Origin of the sequence: Lysinibacillus sp. G01H (assembly GCF_028872195.1) — a bacterium.
GTDB classification, from domain to species: Bacteria; Bacillota; Bacilli; order Bacillales_A; family Planococcaceae; genus Lysinibacillus; species Lysinibacillus capsici.
Genome location: NZ_CP118397.1, coordinates 1,384,321 through 1,402,491, shown reverse-complemented (window position 1 = coordinate 1,402,491; position 18,171 = coordinate 1,384,321). Strand labels below are relative to the sequence as shown.

Annotated in this window: 16 protein-coding genes; 4 read left to right on the top strand and 12 right to left on the bottom strand. The window is 34.9% G+C overall.

Annotation, left to right across the window (positions count from 1 at the left end; all coding sequences use genetic code 11):
- Positions 1-132: 132 nt before the first annotated feature.
- The gene (gene rocF / locus PSR12_RS06775; RefSeq protein ID WP_221680551.1) at positions 133-1,038 is read right to left on the bottom strand and encodes an arginase; all 906 of its coding nucleotides are present in this window, start codon (positions 1,036-1,038) and stop codon (positions 133-135) included.
- A gap of 375 nt (positions 1,039-1,413) precedes the next feature.
- Positions 1,414-2,001 carry a TetR/AcrR family transcriptional regulator gene (locus tag PSR12_RS06770; protein ID WP_274772213.1) on the bottom strand — a complete coding sequence of 196 codons (588 nt, stop codon included), beginning with the start codon at positions 1,999-2,001 and terminating at the stop codon, positions 1,414-1,416.
- Between the two features lie 129 nt (positions 2,002-2,130).
- Between PSR12_RS06770 and PSR12_RS06765 the strand changes: the two genes are divergently transcribed.
- Positions 2,131-3,120 carry an NADPH:quinone oxidoreductase family protein gene (locus PSR12_RS06765; protein WP_274773441.1) on the top strand — a complete coding sequence of 330 codons (990 nt, stop codon included), beginning with the start codon at positions 2,131-2,133 and terminating at the stop codon, positions 3,118-3,120.
- A 288-nt stretch (positions 3,121-3,408) separates the two neighbouring features.
- Positions 3,409-4,536, top strand: coding sequence for an acyltransferase (locus PSR12_RS06760; protein ID WP_274772211.1), 1,128 nt, complete (start codon positions 3,409-3,411; stop codon positions 4,534-4,536).
- Between the two features lie 749 nt (positions 4,537-5,285).
- Here the strand turns inward: PSR12_RS06760 and PSR12_RS06755 are convergent.
- A complete protein-coding gene (locus PSR12_RS06755; protein WP_274772210.1) occupies positions 5,286-7,757 on the bottom strand; it encodes an S-layer homology domain-containing protein in 2,472 nt (823 codons plus the stop codon).
- Positions 7,758-8,423: 666 nt separating this feature from the next.
- On the bottom strand, positions 8,424-8,960 hold the full coding sequence (locus PSR12_RS06750; protein WP_257521417.1) for a TetR/AcrR family transcriptional regulator: 537 nt from the start codon (positions 8,958-8,960) through the stop codon (positions 8,424-8,426).
- A 133-nt stretch (positions 8,961-9,093) separates the two neighbouring features.
- Here PSR12_RS06750 and PSR12_RS06745 point away from each other — a divergent pair, with 133 nt between their 5' ends.
- Positions 9,094-9,834: an SDR family oxidoreductase gene (locus PSR12_RS06745; protein WP_257521416.1), complete on the top strand. Its 741-nt coding sequence runs from the start codon at positions 9,094-9,096 to the stop codon at positions 9,832-9,834.
- A gap of 95 nt (positions 9,835-9,929) precedes the next feature.
- Here the strand turns inward: PSR12_RS06745 and PSR12_RS06740 are convergent, their stop codons facing one another.
- From PSR12_RS06740 to PSR12_RS06730, 3 genes are all read right to left on the bottom strand, one after another.
- On the bottom strand, positions 9,930-10,241 hold the full coding sequence (locus tag PSR12_RS06740) for a cupin domain-containing protein (RefSeq protein WP_257521415.1): 312 nt from the start codon (positions 10,239-10,241) through the stop codon (positions 9,930-9,932).
- Positions 10,242-10,282: 41 nt separating this feature from the next.
- Complete coding sequence (locus PSR12_RS06735) at positions 10,283-11,269, bottom strand: ABC transporter substrate-binding protein (RefSeq protein ID WP_274772209.1); 987 nt, start codon at positions 11,267-11,269, stop codon at positions 10,283-10,285.
- An 82-nt stretch (positions 11,270-11,351) separates the two neighbouring features.
- Positions 11,352-12,179 (bottom strand): helix-turn-helix transcriptional regulator, encoded by an 828-nt coding sequence (locus tag PSR12_RS06730; RefSeq protein WP_221680545.1) that lies wholly within the window; start codon positions 12,177-12,179, stop codon positions 11,352-11,354.
- 596 nt (positions 12,180-12,775) lie between these two features.
- Here PSR12_RS06730 and PSR12_RS06725 point away from each other — a divergent pair.
- Positions 12,776-13,396, top strand: coding sequence for a flavin reductase family protein (locus PSR12_RS06725; RefSeq protein WP_221680544.1), 621 nt, complete (start codon positions 12,776-12,778; stop codon positions 13,394-13,396).
- Positions 13,397-13,572: 176 nt separating this feature from the next.
- Here PSR12_RS06725 and PSR12_RS06720 read toward each other — a convergent pair whose 3' ends face one another.
- The 5 genes from PSR12_RS06720 to PSR12_RS06700 all read right to left on the bottom strand — a co-directional run bounded on the left by PSR12_RS06720 (position 13,573) and on the right by PSR12_RS06700 (position 18,160).
- Complete coding sequence (locus tag PSR12_RS06720; protein ID WP_274772207.1) at positions 13,573-14,514, bottom strand: alpha/beta fold hydrolase; 942 nt, start codon at positions 14,512-14,514, stop codon at positions 13,573-13,575.
- 273 nt (positions 14,515-14,787) lie between these two features.
- Positions 14,788-15,720, bottom strand: a complete 933-nt coding sequence (locus PSR12_RS06715; protein WP_221680543.1) for an EamA family transporter — start codon at positions 15,718-15,720, stop codon at positions 14,788-14,790.
- Between the two features lie 386 nt (positions 15,721-16,106).
- The gene (locus PSR12_RS06710; RefSeq protein WP_257521411.1) at positions 16,107-16,316 is read right to left on the bottom strand and encodes a hypothetical protein; all 210 of its coding nucleotides are present in this window, start codon (positions 16,314-16,316) and stop codon (positions 16,107-16,109) included.
- Between the two features lie 237 nt (positions 16,317-16,553).
- Entirely contained in the window at positions 16,554-17,207 is a 654-nt protein-coding gene (locus PSR12_RS06705) for an MBL fold metallo-hydrolase (RefSeq protein ID WP_274772204.1), read from the bottom strand.
- 29 nt (positions 17,208-17,236) lie between these two features.
- Positions 17,237-18,160 (bottom strand): DMT family transporter, encoded by a 924-nt coding sequence (locus PSR12_RS06700; RefSeq protein WP_274772202.1) that lies wholly within the window; start codon positions 18,158-18,160, stop codon positions 17,237-17,239.
- Between the last annotated feature and the right edge of the window lie 11 nt (positions 18,161-18,171).

Sequence of the window (18,171 nt, the reverse complement as noted above, 5' to 3'; positions counted from 1 at the left end):
AGGCTATTGATTAGCTAAATTATATTGTAAACTTAATATAGGGAGAGCTACTTTCTTATAGTTGGTTGTCGCGACCTAATTTTCTAAGAAAAGTTCTTCCTTTTGAGATACCAAATGACTTCTATTCATGGCTTAAAGTAATGTATCGCCAAATAGTGAGCTGATTAAAGCTACCGCAGCAATAGCCGTTTTATTGTATTGATCTAATACTGGGTTTGTCTCAACAAATTCTGCTGAAGTAATAATATTTGCTTCTGATAGCATTTCCATAGCCAAATGACTTTCACGATAGCTAATACCACCTGCTACTGGCGTGCCTACGCCTGGTGCATCATTTGGATCAAGTCCATCTAAATCTAATGATAGGTGAACACCGTCTGTGCGCTCCTTTAAATAGTCAATCGTTTCGGACATCACTTTCGTCATTCCTAAACGATCAATTTCATGCATCGTGTATACTTTAATACCAATTTCCTTAATAAGCTTTTTTTCTCCTGGATCTAAATCACGAGCACCAATAATAACAACGTTTTCAGGCTTTACTTTTGGAGCATAGCCTCCGATATTTGTAAGTGCTGGATGACCAAGACCCAAGCTTACAGCTAAAGACATGCCATGGATATTTCCTGAAGGAGATGTTTCACCAGTATTTAAATCGCCATGGGCATCATACCAAATGACACCTAGATTCTCATAATGCTTGGAAACTCCTGCTAATGTTCCAATAGCAATACTATGATCTCCACCTAATACTAAAGGAAAACGATTTAAAGAAATTTCATGGTCTACTTTTTGGCCTAGCTTCTCGTTACTTTCTGTGACAGTTTTTAAATTTTTTAAGTTTGTCTTTCCTTCTGCGTCTTTATCTTCGTGTACAAAGTCAATAGTTAAATCCCCTTCGTCATAAATCGAATAACCAAGGCTCTCAAGTCGTTCAGTTACCCCCGCATATCTGATAGCACTTGGTCCCATGTCTACGCCTCTTCTTGTTTGACCTAAATCCATGGGCACCCCAATAATTGTCACTTCTTTATTCATGATGTTTTCTCCTCTCCAATAATTACTTTCACAGTATAAAGAAATTGCAACATTGACTCAACTCGACATTATTTTAAATTTTTATACAGTTTTAATTATTAAAAACATAGATTTATTCTTGTATAAACGAATGCATAAACGCTATTTCAATGCATAACAAAACATTTTTTCCCTATTAAATACGTTTTTTTGTAAGAAATTACTAAACAAAATATTAAAACTGTTCTTTTTTTATAGTTTTTTCCGAAAATTTTGACGGTAATTTTATCTATAAATGCAATATGTTCATAATTATTTTCCAAAATCACTCAATTATTCTTCTTTTTAACGGCAAAAAAAAGCCTTACTACAATAGTAATAAGGCTTTTCAATTACCTATTTTAATAATCGCACAATACTATTCAAACAGGTTTCTTTATAAAATTTATGTTGTTCTTCTAAATCGCAGGTTAACCACTGAATTAATGAACCATCAATCATTGCCCGCATCATTTTTGCATAGGTTAAGGAATCAATGTCTGAACTAAAGACCCTTTCTTTTTTTCCTAATTCAATAATTTCTTCTCCAATTCCCCAGCAATTCTCATAAAATTTTAAGTTAATTCTTTTGTACTCTTCATTGCTATTTGCCTGAGCTAAAAAATCTAAATAAACTCTGTAAAATTTTTTATTTTCTATAGGGGATACAAATACAGCACTTAAGTAAGCATGAAGCTTGTCTATAGCTGTTTGATGCTTGCCTATTTCTTGTATTTCATAGCTGTAGATTTTGTTCGTAGTGGATTCAAGTAATTCTAATAAAATGTTTTGTTTGCTTGTAAAGTAGTAGTGAACTACTCCTTTTGAGACACTGGCATAATTGGCTATGTCTTGTAGTGTAACCTTATCATAACCTAATTGTGAAACAGCGTTAAAGGCTGCTTTCATAATCTGTTTTTTACGTTCTTCCTCTTTCTTTTTCATAGGAGCCTCCGATGACTTGATAGAAGTTATTATACATGAAGAGTAGCAACAATCCAATTTTATGTTGACCGGTCAGAATAACTTTGATACTGTTTAATGGAATAAAATTGTAGGGGGACGTTTACGATGATGGCAGAAAATTTTAGTGCACTAGTAGTCAATAAAGATGATGCATTTACAGTGAAAGTGAACAAATTAACTTTAGAAGATCTACCAAAGGGTGAGGTATTAATTAAAGTTAGTTATTCAGGTATTAATTATAAAGATAGTCTTGCCTCTATTCCTGATGGTAAAATCGTTGCGTCTTATCCTTTTGTCCCTGGCATTGATTTAGCTGGGACTGTTGTTTCTTCTGAGGATCCACGCTTTAAAATTGGTGACGAGGTCATTGCGACTAGCTATGAAATAGGTGTTTCCCATTTTGGTGGCTTTAGTGAATATGCCCGCATCCCAGCACAATGGATTGTACCGCTTCCAAAAGGACTTTCCCTTAAAGAGGCTATGGTAATTGGTACTGCAGGATTTACAGCTGCATTATCTGTTCAAAAGTTAGAGGAAAATGGTATTCATCCTGAAAAGGGGAAAATTCTTGTGACAGGGGCTACAGGTGGTGTAGGTAGCTTTGCCGTCTCTATTCTTTCAACACTGGGTTATCAAGTTGAAGCGAGCACAGCAAAAGAATCTGAACATGAATATTTACAATTACTCGGAGCTACTACAATCGTAAATCGTGAAGAGGTTTATGATGGAAAAATTAGAGCATTGGGAAAACAAAAATGGGCTGCTGCTGTTGATTCTGTTGGTGGAGAGCCACTTGCCTCATTATTAAGCCAAATTCAATATGGTGGGGCTGTTGCAAGTAGTGGTTTAACAGCAGGTACACAGCTTCCTACAAGTGTATTTCCCTTTATTTTAAGAGGCGTAAATTTACTTGGAGTTGATTCTGTTTATTGCCCAATGGACATTCGATTGAACATTTGGCATCGTTTAGCGACTGATTTCAAACCAGCCAACCTTAATGATTTCATTCAGCAAGAAGTAACACTACAACAGCTTCCTGATGTTTTACCTATTTTACTGAAGGGTCAAGCAAGAGGTAGAATCCTTGTTGCATTATAAGGAGTTTCATCAAGCTCCCTTCTCCATTCTATTTCCCAGAAAATAATTCTAGTTGTCAAATAACAACATAAAGCTTCTACGCATAGCGAGCGTGGTAGCTTTTTTTATTGTTGACATCTCCCTGACATATAAGCACTTTATAGTAACTCATGAACGCCCAGCCTGTTTCCTTTAGACAAATTTAGGCAACAAAACTTGTCTAAATTTGTACTAACAAGCATACCAATAGAGTATGTAGGCAGTATTATGGGAATTCAATACTATAATTAATAATTTGGAGATGATCGTATGAAGCGAGCACATATTAATGAATTAGCTATTACACGGGCTTTAGCCATTCTAGCTGTTCTTCTTATTCATTCTACTAGTACACCTGTAACGGCTTTATCTAGTGACTCAAAATTATATCCATTTTATGTATTTTTCAATATCGCCCCAAAATTCGCTGTCCCTGCTTTTATTTTTTTAAGTGGCTTTGTATTATTTTACAATTATATACAAAAGGATTTAACAAAGGAGCTTATCATTCATTTTTATAAAAAAAGAGTGACCCAAATACTCATTCCTTATCTCGTTTTTTCTATTTTTTATTATGCAGCTATGCAATTTTATGGAACACATGATTTAGCAGACACTTGGCGCTCCCTATTTAGTGTCGAATTTCTTGAAAAACTATTGCTAGGCAAAGCATATACCCATCTATACTATATATTTATAATCGTCCAATTCTATCTTATGTTTCCATTATTCCTATATATTTTAAAGAAAAAACCAGCCCTATCTCCTTATTTAATTTGGATTGGGTTTGTTCTTCAATGGGTCTTTATTCTATTAAACGCAGAGTTTTGGCAGTATCCCTATAGAGGGAGTATCGCTTTCTCTTATCTCTTATATTTCTTAGCAGGGGCATTTTTAGGAATTTATTTTGAAAAATACAAAGGATGGCTTCAAGTAAAAAAAGAAAATTTTCCAATCACGATACTTTTTCTTTGGTGTATATGGCTAATTTCTACTATGTATAATGTTTATTTATATTACTTTGTTTATTCATCCCAATCCTATTTAGTGAACAGCAACGTATTTGAATTAGTTTTTCAGCTACAATCTTTTACAGCCTGTATTGTCTTCTTACAGCTTTCTTTCTGGATCTATGATAAATGGAACCAAGCTGTTGTAAATGGCTTAATCAATCTGGGAACAGTATCATTTGGCATCTATCTACTACATCCATTTTTCCTTTTCCTTTATAGACAATTAAATACTGGTGGTAATAGTATTATGTATCATCTTTGGAGCATGTGGGGCTTTATTTTTGCCCTTTTCGTTCCATGGATGGTCGTGCTATTGATGGGCAGATTCTTTAAGTACCATTGGATTGCCTTTGGTCCTATCCCGAGCAAATTCCCTTACAAATAGCTGTTCAATATGCACAGCCAGTCGTCGATTAGTTTCCGTCAACTGGCTGTGTATTTAGTTGAGAACCTGTTATTTTGTGCTTACCGTTACTGAAATACTAGTGTTTCTTCTGTGGTACATTATTAAACTAAGAAGAAACTAATTAAAAAGGCCCTGTGGAAATCTCCCAAGGGGTTTCATAGTGTTAAAAAAACAATCAATAAAATTTTTGTATAAAGTGAAAATGAATTTCCGTTGCAGGCTACTTACTTTCCTGTGGGCGAGCGCCGAATTGCTTCCTCCGCTACCACTCCGTTTAGAGTTTTGCCTGTCTTGCTATCCCAAGAGAGTCAAGTAGCCCTCCCCTCACCCACAAAAGTGTTACCTTTTTAGCAAAGGTTTTCAAATAAAGTGAAGGTTTATGAAGAGGTGTTGTCACGCATCACTTCTCTACATTGAAAATAAAAACCTATCCTTTCTCTAATCATGCAAATCATGGGCTATTTTGATCGCTACCGCTAGTATGAAAAATAAGGAAAAAACACTTTTGCAGAATGGTTGATTGGAGTGGAGCCAGCGTCACTCTTAGGGGGTTTAGCGTCACAGTGAAGCGGGCTGCTCATCGGACGCCCCCTGGAAAGGACGCTGGCGGAACGGAAATCAACCTCTCGCCTTGCCTAAAGGTCTTTCTCTCCTATTAGCATGATCTTATTTAAACACTAAAAAAACCCTGTGGAAATCTCCACAGGGCTTTTCAATGAACGCTTTAATTATTTTGCAATTGAACCGTCTTTTACTTTGTTGTTATTAGCATCAACTAAGTTTGTTGCTTTGAATTCAACTACAATGCTGTCTGTTAATGCATAGTCAGCTTTAGTTGTTGCAGTAAGTTTACCACCAGCTACTGTAATAGAAGTAAGTTCTACAGTTGATCCTGCAATTTTAACAGTAACACCTGTTGGTGCAGCTTGATCAGCAATATTTTCAGAGAAATCTACTGTAAATGTTTTGCTATCTACTGCAGTTACTTTAGTAGCAACAGGAACAATATTTTCTTTAAGTGCTACTTGAGTTGTCACTTTTCCACCTTTAAGAGTGTTACCTTTTGTATCTACTACATTGCTAGCTTCAAGTACATAATTACCATTAGCTGTGATAGAACCTTCTGGTAAAGTGAATCTTACTTTCTTAGTACCATCTACAAACTGAAGTTGCGTACCTGCAGGAAGTTCTTTTCCTCCAAGTGTATAGTTAGCAGCATTTGTTGCTGTTGCAGTCACATCTTTAGCATACTCAACTGTGAATACGTTATTGTCAGTTACAACAACTGGAGTAGCTCCGAATACTAATGAATCTGTTGGTGTTTCAGGTGTAGCTTCAAATACGCCTGTTGTTACATTGAAAGTAACAGTATCAGCAGTTACATTGCCAGCTAAATCTGTTACTGCTTTAGCAGATAACTCGAAAGTGTATGTTGAATTGCTATCTAGATCAATGTCAACTTTTACAGTGTTTTTCTCTGTACCCTCGATTTTACCGTTACCATCTACATCGAAACCAGCATCTGCTTTTACTGCTGTTTCTTTTCCAGTAGTGTAAGCAATACCATTTTGTGTTTTAACTGTTAATTTTCCGTCTACTTTTACTGGCTCACTAAAAGTAAGGTATAGTGCATCAACGTCTGTAGTAGCATTCACATCATCAGCTACTAACATTTTAGTAGCAGTAGCTACAAGTGTAGCAGGCGTTAAATCTTTTGAAAGAATAGCATTGAACTCAAATGCATCGCCTGCATTACCAGCTAAATCTTTTTGTCCTTCAACTTTAATGTTTGTATTAATGAATGTAGCTGTACCTAAAGCAGATTTAGCATCAATCGTGAATACAGTTTTATCCTCAGTATCTTTAATATCAGCATCTGTTAAATAGAATACAGTTGATCCTACTGTTACTTTTGCATATTCTTTAGTCTCTGCATCTGCATTAAGATTTTGTTTCATTAATTCTTCAGAGAAATCAAACGTAATTTCTGTACCATTCACTGCTGTAGAAACAGTTGGTTTTGAATTATCAACGTCTGCTTTCAAAACTGTGAAGTTAACTGCGATAGGATTTGCGATATTATTAGCGAAGTCAGTTGCACCAACAATGTCTACTTTATAAGATTGTTCTGCTGTTAATCCAGTAATTGTTAATTTCTTACCAGATAAAGTATAGCGATCTTTTGATAGTTCTGTACCATTTAAGCTGATTGTTCCTTCACTTTGTACAGGCTCGTCGAAAGTGATAACAGCTGTAGTGCCTTTCGCTTCTACAGAATTAACGCTTACAGGAGTCGTATCTGCAAATGTGATTAATTTGTTAAACTCTTCAGTTAGAACTTTAGCATCCGCTTTTGTTTTAATTGGTTTTACAGTTACTTTACCATTTGTTAATTTTACTTCTTTATCTGTTGTTAAAATAACAGTCATACCGTCTTCAGATACTACTGCGTTAGTGATTGCTACACCTTCAACAGCATATTTCGTTGTGATTGCTGCATCTTTTGCATCAACAGCTGTGTTGAATTTCACTTCAAGTTCTTTTGCATTAAGCCCTTTTACAGCTTCTACAGCTGGTGTTACTTCTTGAACTGCATCAATCGTACGTTTTACCATTGTAGCGAATTCTTCGCGGCTAATTTTATCTTGTGGTGCTAATAAAGAGCCTTTCCCATTGATTACACCATTTTCTACAGCTGTTTCTAAGTAAGATACAGCCCATTTAGAAGCTTTAGAAGCATCTGCAAATTGGCTAAGATCTGCTTTACCTGTTAATTGGTAGCCTTGAACGATAACTTTAGCAGCTTGTTCTCTTGTTAATTGAGCTTTAGGCTCAAATTTACCATTGCCCATACCATCAAATAATTCTGGTGAAGTTGCAAGTACTGCATTATAGAACCAATCATTTTCACTAACATCAGAAAAATCTTCAGTGCCAGTAGCTTTTAAATCTAATGCTTTTGATAAAATTTCAGCTGCTTCTGCACGTGTAAGTGTACCAGCTGGGTTGAAGTTTCCTTTTTCATCGCCTTGGATGTAGCCTTTATCAGTTAAAAATTGTACAGCTTCTTTTGCCCAAGATGAAATGCTAGCTGCATCTTGAAATTCAGCAGCTGATGCTACTGGTACGATTGCTGATGCTACAAGTGCTGCTGTAGCTGTAGTTGCGAAAAATTTACGACCTTTGTTTTGTTTTGTCATAGTATATTCCTCCAGAATTTTAATAAATTATATTATTCTGTGAGAACAATATTATCGCGCTATTTAATTATAAGATTATAAAAATATGTATAAATCGTTCCCACAAATAATAATTCAACCAATTATATGTAAAGCAATCTTCTAAATTTTTCATGATTAAATATCCCAATCAAACTGTAATTTGCTTTACAAGACAATAATATAACTTCATTACCAATAAATAAACGCTAAAAATAAGGTAATTTTAATACTGCATTGGTTATATAGGGAATCTTTTCATAAAAAATTTCTATAATTTAGAAATGTTATATCCTTTAACGACAAAAGTATCTGTTTCAATCAAATTTACAAATAACTCCTTTTTCAGTCTAATCCGATTTCGTTATTATTTTGATATAACGATGTACCGTATCATAAATTACTATCCTCCTGAAGTTACATCTACGATTTTAAGCTTCTATTCAATTGAGTATCTGAAAATAAACTATTTGCTTTGATTGCAAATTCTTCATTTAACACATTATCCTATCTTCCATAAAGAATAGATTGCCTTAGCTGAATCTATTAATAAAAAGAAACGGATTGGGAAAATGCTATTTCCCAATCCGTTTTATAATTTTGAGCATAAAAGCGCAACAAGCAGTACTTACTTTGAAAGATCCAGTCTTAATGAGATCTACTAACAACAGACCAAACTTGTTCAAACAAATGTAGATGGTCCCCCTGATTCCACCGCTCAGCAAAATACGGATTATGGAAGTAAGTAAAAGCGATAATAACTGCCATCCCCTTATTTTCCCAACCACTAATTTCTTCAACTTTTTTGGCAAGATGCTGGAGGTGATCTTTAATTAAATCTTTATTTGTTTCTATATAATTTGTATACAGCAGAAACATTTTTTGATGATTTTCATACAGATTTCTTTTAGTTACGTGAAGAAGCCATAGCCAATCATGTAAAGCGATTTCCGCATCAACGCCTTTTTTAGGACTCCATTCAAACAAATCTTTAGAAGTATTATCCAACCACTTAAGGGCAAGCTTTTGGAGCAAATCTTCTTTATTCTTATAGTGTTTATAAAGCGCAGCATGTGTAACGCCTAGCATCTTTGCAATATCTGATAATGTTGTTTTATTTATACCTTTGCTTAAAATTATTGCTTCAGCCGTAGAAAAAATCTTCTCTTCTGAAAGAATAGCCATTAAATATACTCCTTTCACTTCTCGTAGTTACATTTTGTTGACAATGTAACTATAACATGTGTAATATACAATAACAAAGTTACAAAAAATAAGAATTGTAACTTTCAATACTGGATTGTGGAGGATGAATTTTATGGTGAAAGAAATGTATAAACGTGTTGCTTTGGTATTAGGCGGATCTGGAGGAATAGGACGTACTGTTGTAACAAAATTAGCAGAAGAAGGTTATGCAGTTGGCGTTCACTTTTCTTCAAGTGAATCAAAGGCTAATGAATTAGTGGAAGAAATATTAGCTGATAAAGGACATGCTATAAGTGTGGGAGGTGATGTGGCAAATGAAATAGAAATGAGTATGGCTTTTGACCAAGTGGAAAACGCTTTTGGTGGTATAGATGTCGTGATAAATACAGCGGGAATCATGTTACTTAGTCCAATAGCAGATTTGAATTTAAGTGATTTAGATAAAATGCATCGCACAAACATCCGAGGTACATTTGTTATCTCACAATTAGCAGCACAACGAGTAAGGAGAGGTGGCTCCATAATTAATTTCTCTACCTCTGTTACTCGTAGCCAATTTCCAAACTATGGTGCTTATGTAGCAAGTAAAGCAGCTGTTGAATCTATTTCAATGATTCTAGCTCGTGAATTAAGAGGAAAAGATATAACTGTTAATGCAATAGCTCCGGGACCAACGGCAACACCTTTGTTCTTCCATGGAAAAGATGAAAAACAAATTCATCATTTAGCAAATGCTGTACCATTAGAAAGACTAGGAGAACCTAGGGATATTTCAGAAGTTGTTTCTTTTTTAGCTGGTCCAGCACGTTGGGTAAATGGACAAGTAATCTTCGTAAATGGTGGTTTAGCTTAATAACGAACTAAATTCCCAAGGTAAATACCCCTTTAGATTAATCGAAAGGGGTATGATAAAAAATTATCTATCTCTTTTTGTTAGTCTGGTAATGCCTACTTGACCTTAGGCTCCACAAGCATAATATGGCATTCCTTTTCAGCAAAAGGCATTTGTTCCGCTCCTCCAGGAACAATAAACATCTCACCTTTGGATATTTTCACCTGACCATCCCGAAAAGCAATGAACATCTCCCCTTCGAGCACAATAAATACCTTATCAGCTCCTTGATGTTCATGCCATATAAAATCCCCAGCAATCTTCACCACTTTGAATTGAAAATCGTGTATTTCGCCAATAATTTTCGGTGACCAAAGCTCCTTTAATTCCGATAATTTCTCATTTATATTGATAACTTGATGTTGCATATTCATCTCTCCTTATTTACTTTTGGAAAAGGTTTTTCCTATTATTCGTCCTTTTGTAAGGCTTCTGTTATATTTTGCAAAGCATATTCGATAGCTAATGGACCTCCAGTAATAGCGGAAGTATCCATTAAATGAATATTCCCTTTTTTTACGGCATTCATATTATTCCAGACATTGCTTTGATTTAACTCATTCATTAATGCTTCCTTTTTTGTAATATCACCAATAAGGAAAATATGGTCTGCTTGAATAGTTGAGATTCCTTCAAATGCAGCGAATTGGTTATTCTTCCCCTTAAATGTCTGATCTGGTGTTAGACCCAAGCCCTTTTCTTTATCAAAAGCAAGTGTATAAACAGGGTTATCTTCACCAAGAACATTAAACGTTTTTCCATCCCAAGACAAAATAAGTGCTACTGACTCTCCTTGAATTGACTTTAATGCTTCACGTCCTGTTGAGATAGCTTTCATCATTTTATCAATTACTTTTTCCGCCTCATCGTCTTTTCCGATAATCTCGGCTACTGTACGAAGTCCATATTGCCAGTCTTCGTAGATGTCCTGAGATTGCAACGTAATGACTGGGGCAATTTTTTCTAGTGATTCATACAATTTTTCATGATGTTCTGTTGCTAATATATAATCAGGACCAATCGATAGCGTTTTTTCAATACTAGGAGACAATTTATCACCTAATTCCTCTGTTGAATCTAGCTTACCGTTTAAATAAGACAAAGTGGATAAATATTCTTTATCAGTAGAAGCTGTAGGTGGCTCACCTAATGCAACTAAAATTTCAGGGTAAAAATACCATAATGAAACAATTTTTTCTGGTTTTTTCTCGATGACAAATTCTTTACCTAGGGCATCTTTAATTGTTCTAGGCCAATCAGTTGCTTCTACATCCACTGCTGATGAAGATATGTCTTCTGTAGTTAACGCCTTATTTTCTGCAGGTGATTTATGGCAACCTCCCAATATACCTGCTAGTAATAGCAATAAAAATAACAGTCCTTTAATCTTTTGCATTGAAATTCCTCCAACATAAAATCTCTGATATACACTTAGTATAGTAAAGTCATGTTTGGCGGAGAATGGATGCTTGCTGAACTTAGCATGGATTATTGATGAACTTATCTCGATATTCAGTAGGAGAGATACCAAATTGCTTCTTGAATACTCTACTAAAATAAAAGGGGTCAGTAATTCCCACCGTTTCCGCAATTTGTTGTACAGGCACATCACTTGTAAATAGCATTTTTTGAGCCATGTTTATACGATAGTTTAATAAATATTCTGCTGGACCCATCCCTGCATGCTTTCTAAATATATAAGTTAGTCGATTTCGATTGACGTTATATTGTTCGGCAAGAGAGGTAATGGAAAGGCTTTGATAATAGTTTGCATGAATATATGTAGTTATTCGTTCGAATAGAGTGTATGATTCACAGCTATTTTGTCGATTAGCTACACATAATAATGCTTCATTCAGTACATCACGAAATAGCATTTCGGTCTGAAACATTGATATACCGCCTCGCTGATTATATACATGCCATAGACGCATAATTAACTCCATTAGTCGAGGAGATTGTCCTATCGGTAATTCAAAATGCTGATGTGAAAAGCTTGTCTCTGCCAATTTCTCCGTACATATCCTGTATAAAACCAGAATATATTCCCAATTTGTATCATCAAAATTTTTTTGATTGAGTTTCATCTTCGCTCCCCCGTGCACAACTTTTCCTGGCGAAAAGATATAAGGGGTGCCATTAAAGTGAAATTCGATTTTTCCAGAAAGAGGGAAAACAAATCCTGGAAAAGAATCTGTATAATCAGCGTAAGGTACACCTGTATTTCTAGAATATCGATAGATTCCTTTTACTTGGAAAGGTGTGTTTGCTAAATGCTCGGCAAGCTGATTTACGTCGATTTCCATACTTATATACCTCATTTCAATAATAGTTTGCTTGGAAAACCATGATTTGTCATACGGCAAACAGCAAATAACATAATAAGTTACTGCTTTTTCAAGGTGTAGTCCTCTGTAGTTGGGTTCAATTATAGTTTTCAACATATTCATTACTAAAAATATGAAAAGGTAAGAATGACGACTCTCACCTATCCCCACCTTATCGATAACGATTATCATTGTCAATTAAATTAGAGCCTCCCTTTTATACCTGAACGATCCATCAATCTCACTCATGTCATTTCTCTATCTTTTGTCCTCTTCCTAAAAGTAATTCCTTGCAAATCATCTCTATTTCTTGTGAAAAAGATTTTATGTGGAAGGCTTCTGTAAACCTTTGATTCCCAGATAAAGCTACTATTTATAACAATTTTACTTCATAAGTTTGTACAAAATGATCAAGCGTCGGACTCAGGACTTTTGCAATATGGAGACTTTAAATTTCTTTGCTCAATATTATTAGTTTGAAGTATCAATTTTGTAATCAACACTTCGATGAACGTCGAAATGTTTATATTTTACAATAAGTCTGACAGTGAAAACATTTATGGGAGGAACTAAAAATGAAAATAATGAAACAAATGCCAAATACAAAAATAATAAATCCTAAAATTTTATATTATGGATTTCCTGTAATTTTACTAAGTACGTTAAATGAGGATGGAACAGTAAATATTAGCCCTTTATCTTCTTCTTGGGTATTAGGAGACTGTATTATCTTAGGGATTGGTCTTGGAGGAAAGGCAATTGAAAACTTAGAACATCATCCTGAATGTGTCATAAATATCCCAGACCCCTCTCTATGGGAAAACGTGGAACAGTTAGCTCCTTACACAGGAAAAAATCCAGTTCCAGATTTTAAGAAACAGATCGGTTTTACATTTAGAAAAGAGAAATGTGATATTAGTTGCTTAACACCTATTGGGTCCACAACGGTTATTCCTACTCGAATTATGGAGTGTCCTATTCAAATCGAAGCAAAGATAAAACATATACGTATTCCAGATTATTCTCCTAATTTTGCTATCGTCGAGACCCAAATGACACAAGTACATGCCCACGAAGAAATAATTATGGATGAAAATCATATTGATCCAAATAAATGGAGTCCACTCATTTATAATTTTCGTCATTACTTTGGTTTGGGTAGCAACCTTGGTAATAACTTCCGTTCTGAGAGCTAAACATGGGGCTTAAAACATATGGTTCACAAACAGTAAAAAAGACCAGGTTCTCATTTGAGCGCCTGGTTATTTGTTAAAACTTCCTATAATTAGGTGCAGAATAATATGCTTGCTGCACATACAATAGTTAAATCTGTTTTTTTTCATTTATAAATGTAAAATCTTTCTTAGAACAGTCACTTTATCTCTTTCATAAATTCTCTAAAGTTTTCAACGATGTCTTTTGCTTTTGTACGATATAAGTAATGATCCCCTTCAAATGTCATCACTTTCCCATGGATAGAATTGACTATTTGTTTTTTATGCTCTGGTGTCCATCTGTCCGTTACTGGATGCTTCTCTTGTATAAAGAAAATAACTGGGAGATTTTTAGGGAATGTTAAACCTTGAGCCGCTTTAAAGTTAGCATACATCATTTCAGCTTCATTTAACTGGCTGAGATTATACATATTTTTGTGCTTAAGAATTTTCATTTGTTCTTTTGTTTTCCCATCATAGGGTAGTTCGGCATATGGGTTATCACTAAGCTTCACCTGCAATCTAGCTAAACCTGATTTTTTTAGTAGTTTTAAAGTAGTTATTACTGAAGGTTCAATCTTTCTTTCACTTATCGTTGGAACACTACTATCAAGCCCGACAAATGCACTTACTTCGTTTGGATATTTGTTCACATAATCCAATCCGTAAAGGCCTGAAATGGAATGACCCATTAGAATATAACGCTCAATATGTAGGCGCTGTAATGCTTCATGGATTTCACTAACAATATTCTCAGTGCTTCTTTCTTTTTCGGTAAGAGCACTTAATCCATAACCAAAAGGCTCAATGACCACAACTTTGTAAAATGGAGATAATTCATCTACTAGTAGTTGAAAATCAAGTGCTGGTGCTGCTGTTCCATAGCCAGGTAAGAGTACGACGGTTTCTTCTCCTTTTCCCTGAATGAAGACATTCATTTTTTTCCCATCTACGGTTACAGACTGACCATAAGTTTCTAATTTTCCTTGCTCCATTTTGCTACAAACAATATGAACAAGGAAAACAACCGCTAAAAGAAGTAATATGGCTATAATTAAACCTACTACTATTTTACTTATAAAGGTTATCGTTTTTTTCATTATATTGGCACGAGAGTGTAGAACGGCAAGCGATAACCGTGTTTTCCTTTCTTCTCGTACCGCACCTCCCTTTCATACTCTCTTCTCTCTATCAATCTATCTCGGCTACTTTCATAAACCGTTAAGGATAGCTTATACAATGAAGGTGTACTGCCTATGACAACAATATGAACAGGGTATGAACAAAAAAATAGTATGTCATTAAATAAATAAAGAAAGGACCCAATGATTCTTTTGCTATGACATTGCTTAATTGACATGAAAAAAGGATCTTCAAATCGAAGATCCTTTTGCTACTTTGTCGGATTTTTTATATTTAGTTTTAACGTTTCTTAACAATCCATCTTTATCAAGCAAAGTTGGTAAACTGATACCGATAACGATTGTGACAATACCTGCTATCTGCAAAGTTGTAACCGTTTCGCTTAAGAGGATAACTGATACCATCACCGCGATTGGCAATTCAACAGCACTCAATATGGATGACATACCTAATCCCACTTTAGGCACTGCAATTGTGAATAAGAAAACCGGTATAATCATGCCAAATAACCCTAATGCTAAACCATAAATCCACAGTCCTTCGTTAAACAAAGTGCCATTCCAAATAATTTCTGGAGACTGAAAAGCCGCAGTCGTCATGAAAGCAAAGAAAGAAACCAATACTAAGCGATTAGAGGTTGTCATACTTGCTGTTGTCTTTCCGTTTACATATAAAAATAAGGAGTAACAAAGAGCAGCTGCTAAACCCCATAACCACCCTTGAAAAGGTATTTGAGACAAATCAACATCAATTATGCCTGCAGCTGGTATCGTTCCAGCTACTAATATAATTAAAGAGATGAATTCAATTCTACTTGGAACTTGCCGTTTTATAATACAAGAAATCAGCATACCAATCCATGTAAATTGGAACAGTAATACTACTGCCAAGGAAGCAGACAAAAAGTTTAAAGAATGACCATATAAAATATTTGTTAACCCTGTTAACATACCTGCAAATAGAAGGATTTTAACACCTTTAAAGCTAAAATTTGATCGATTTGTAACTAAGGAAATACATACTGCTATACAAAAGCCGATAAAAAACTGACTTGTAACTGCCTCAGATACAGAAAAGCCACTACGCATAGCCAGTTTTATAATAGTTGAAACGATACCAAAACTACTAGCTGCAATCACTACTAATAGGGGATAAAGATACATCTTGATTATTCACTTCCCTCTCAAAACTTGTCTTGATGAAATTTTGTTTATGATTTTGAGATGTCGAAAAAAATCATAATCTCCAATATATATCACTGATTGTTATTTTACAATCTTTTTTTCGTTAATAATGAATCCTCCCGTAGAGGAAAGTCTAATTTTAAAAATGATAAAAAAGCCAAAACCCGCATGTATCAAGGGCTTGGCTTTTATCTTTATATTTCATTAATAAAGAATGTTAAATTGAATATTTTTTCTCAATTTTCTTCAGCATGATCAATCTTATTCTGATAATCCAATCAAAAAAACATCCCCCTCTATAAAGATTATAGAAGTGAGATATTTTTAATGTTCACTAATATTATTATTGAACGGCCGCAAAGCGTTTAGCGTGACTCTTTTGGCGGTTGGCATACATCACATTTTCGTTGGTTTTTATTTTTAAATTTCGTAAATGTTTTTTCAAAGTTATTACCACATGCACATTTAAATAGTAGCTTTTGAGAAAAACCATGGTATTCAGTCGTTAGCAACTTACTTTCTGAATTGTTCGCAACAAATTTCTGAATTTCACCAATCGTCCAACGTTTATTCATTTCCTTACACCTCCATATTTGATCGTTCTGCGGAGGCTTTTCTTGGCATCCGTTATAAAAAAGTGCTTAAGTATCTTAAGTGCCTAATTATAACATGACCTGACTCACATTAAAATAGATGTTTGACAAGCCTTTTACTAGTACTGGGGGTGATACTCTTGCATGGTACGATTCGAGCTAGCCTCCTAGCACTTGGCATTCTATGGAACCTTCATCTTTAATCAATATTTTTAAGATTCAAAGCTTTTGAATCTGCTCTTTAATATCCATCTTGCATATTCCTCCGTGATAACAAATCACAGATTCAATGTCTAGGTCTGCATATTTCTTTAAAGATTGTTGAGCAACCTCTATATCCAAAGTGGTTGGAACATGAATCCCTCCCAATACACCATTTACACTATACATCGAATCGCCTGCAACAAGCGTTTTACTTTGCTTCAAATATAAACTAATATGGCCAGGCGTATGTCCTGGCGTATGGATAACTTGTATTCCCCCACAATATGGTAGTTCTTGACCGTCTTTCAAGGTCTCATCCACTTTCCCCTTGGGTGGATTCTCTATGTGCCCGTCTTTCAAAAGTGGTAAATCCCCCTGAATATAAGGCTTATCTAGCTCGTGTGCATAAACTTTTATATGACTACCGCAATTTTGCAATATTTCAGGAAGACTGCCTATATGATCGATATCCTGATGTGTCAAAATCACAACTTTGAGTTGGTTGAACGACACGACTACCTTTTCCATTGCTATACGTAAATCTTCCATTTGACCTGAACATCCAGTATCAATTAAAACAGCCATCTCCTGATCCCATAAAAGCGTTGGATAAATGAAAGCTCCATTAAATTCAAGCTCCAGAATCTCTACTCCTCTAGAAATTTTCATCATTTCATCCCCTTTATCATTAGATTTTATTATTCTTTTACATTCTGAAGAACAGTCCTCTTCCGCCAAAGCAACTCTCTCAATGTTTCAAAATTGACTAGAATCGTTCCAACAATAATCGTCAGAGTACCTATTCCTGTTAGCCACGAAAGATATTCATGATAGAAGGTAACACCTAATATAACGGCAATTACTGGTGAAATATACAGCCATGTGGACGGAAAAACAGGATTTGTTCGTGACACAAGCCAATAATAAATGCTGTGACCGATCATTGAGCCAAAAATAATCAAATAAAAAAGAGAACCAATTGAAGCTGGACTTAAAAGATGCTGAAGCTGAATGTTCTCAGTTAAAAGTGACAAAATGATTAATAAAATCCCTCCATACATCATTTGTGCCGCATTTAAAGCAATTGGAGATGTTGTTCCAAATTTTTGGATGACATGCTTCGTATAAATTGTTCCAGATGCGTAAAAAACTTCACCTAAAATAATAGCGAAACAACCAACCATCCAGAAGGGACTAATCTCTATTGCAAAACTTGGTAAGATTAAGAACATAACACCAATGACTCCGACAACACATCCAATAAATGATTTTCGGTCTCCTTTTTGCTTCAATATAAATGTCTGAATAACAATTATCATCATTGGACCTGTAGCAGATAAGACAGCTGCGATTCCAGATGTTACATACTGTTCAGCCCAGTATAATGTGGCAAATGTTCCAAAGGTTAAGCCCATTCCTGTAAAAAACATTTCTTTCCGAAATAATAACCGAATTGTCGTTTTTTTGCGCCAAACCATAAAACTAAATAGTAGTAAACCGGCAATGAGAAAACGAAGACCAGCTGATAAAAACGGAGGAACTCCTGCATCAACACCAACTTTAATTGCTAAAAATGTTGTCCCAAAAATCAAACACATAAAGAAATAATTAATCATTACCATATCAAACTCCC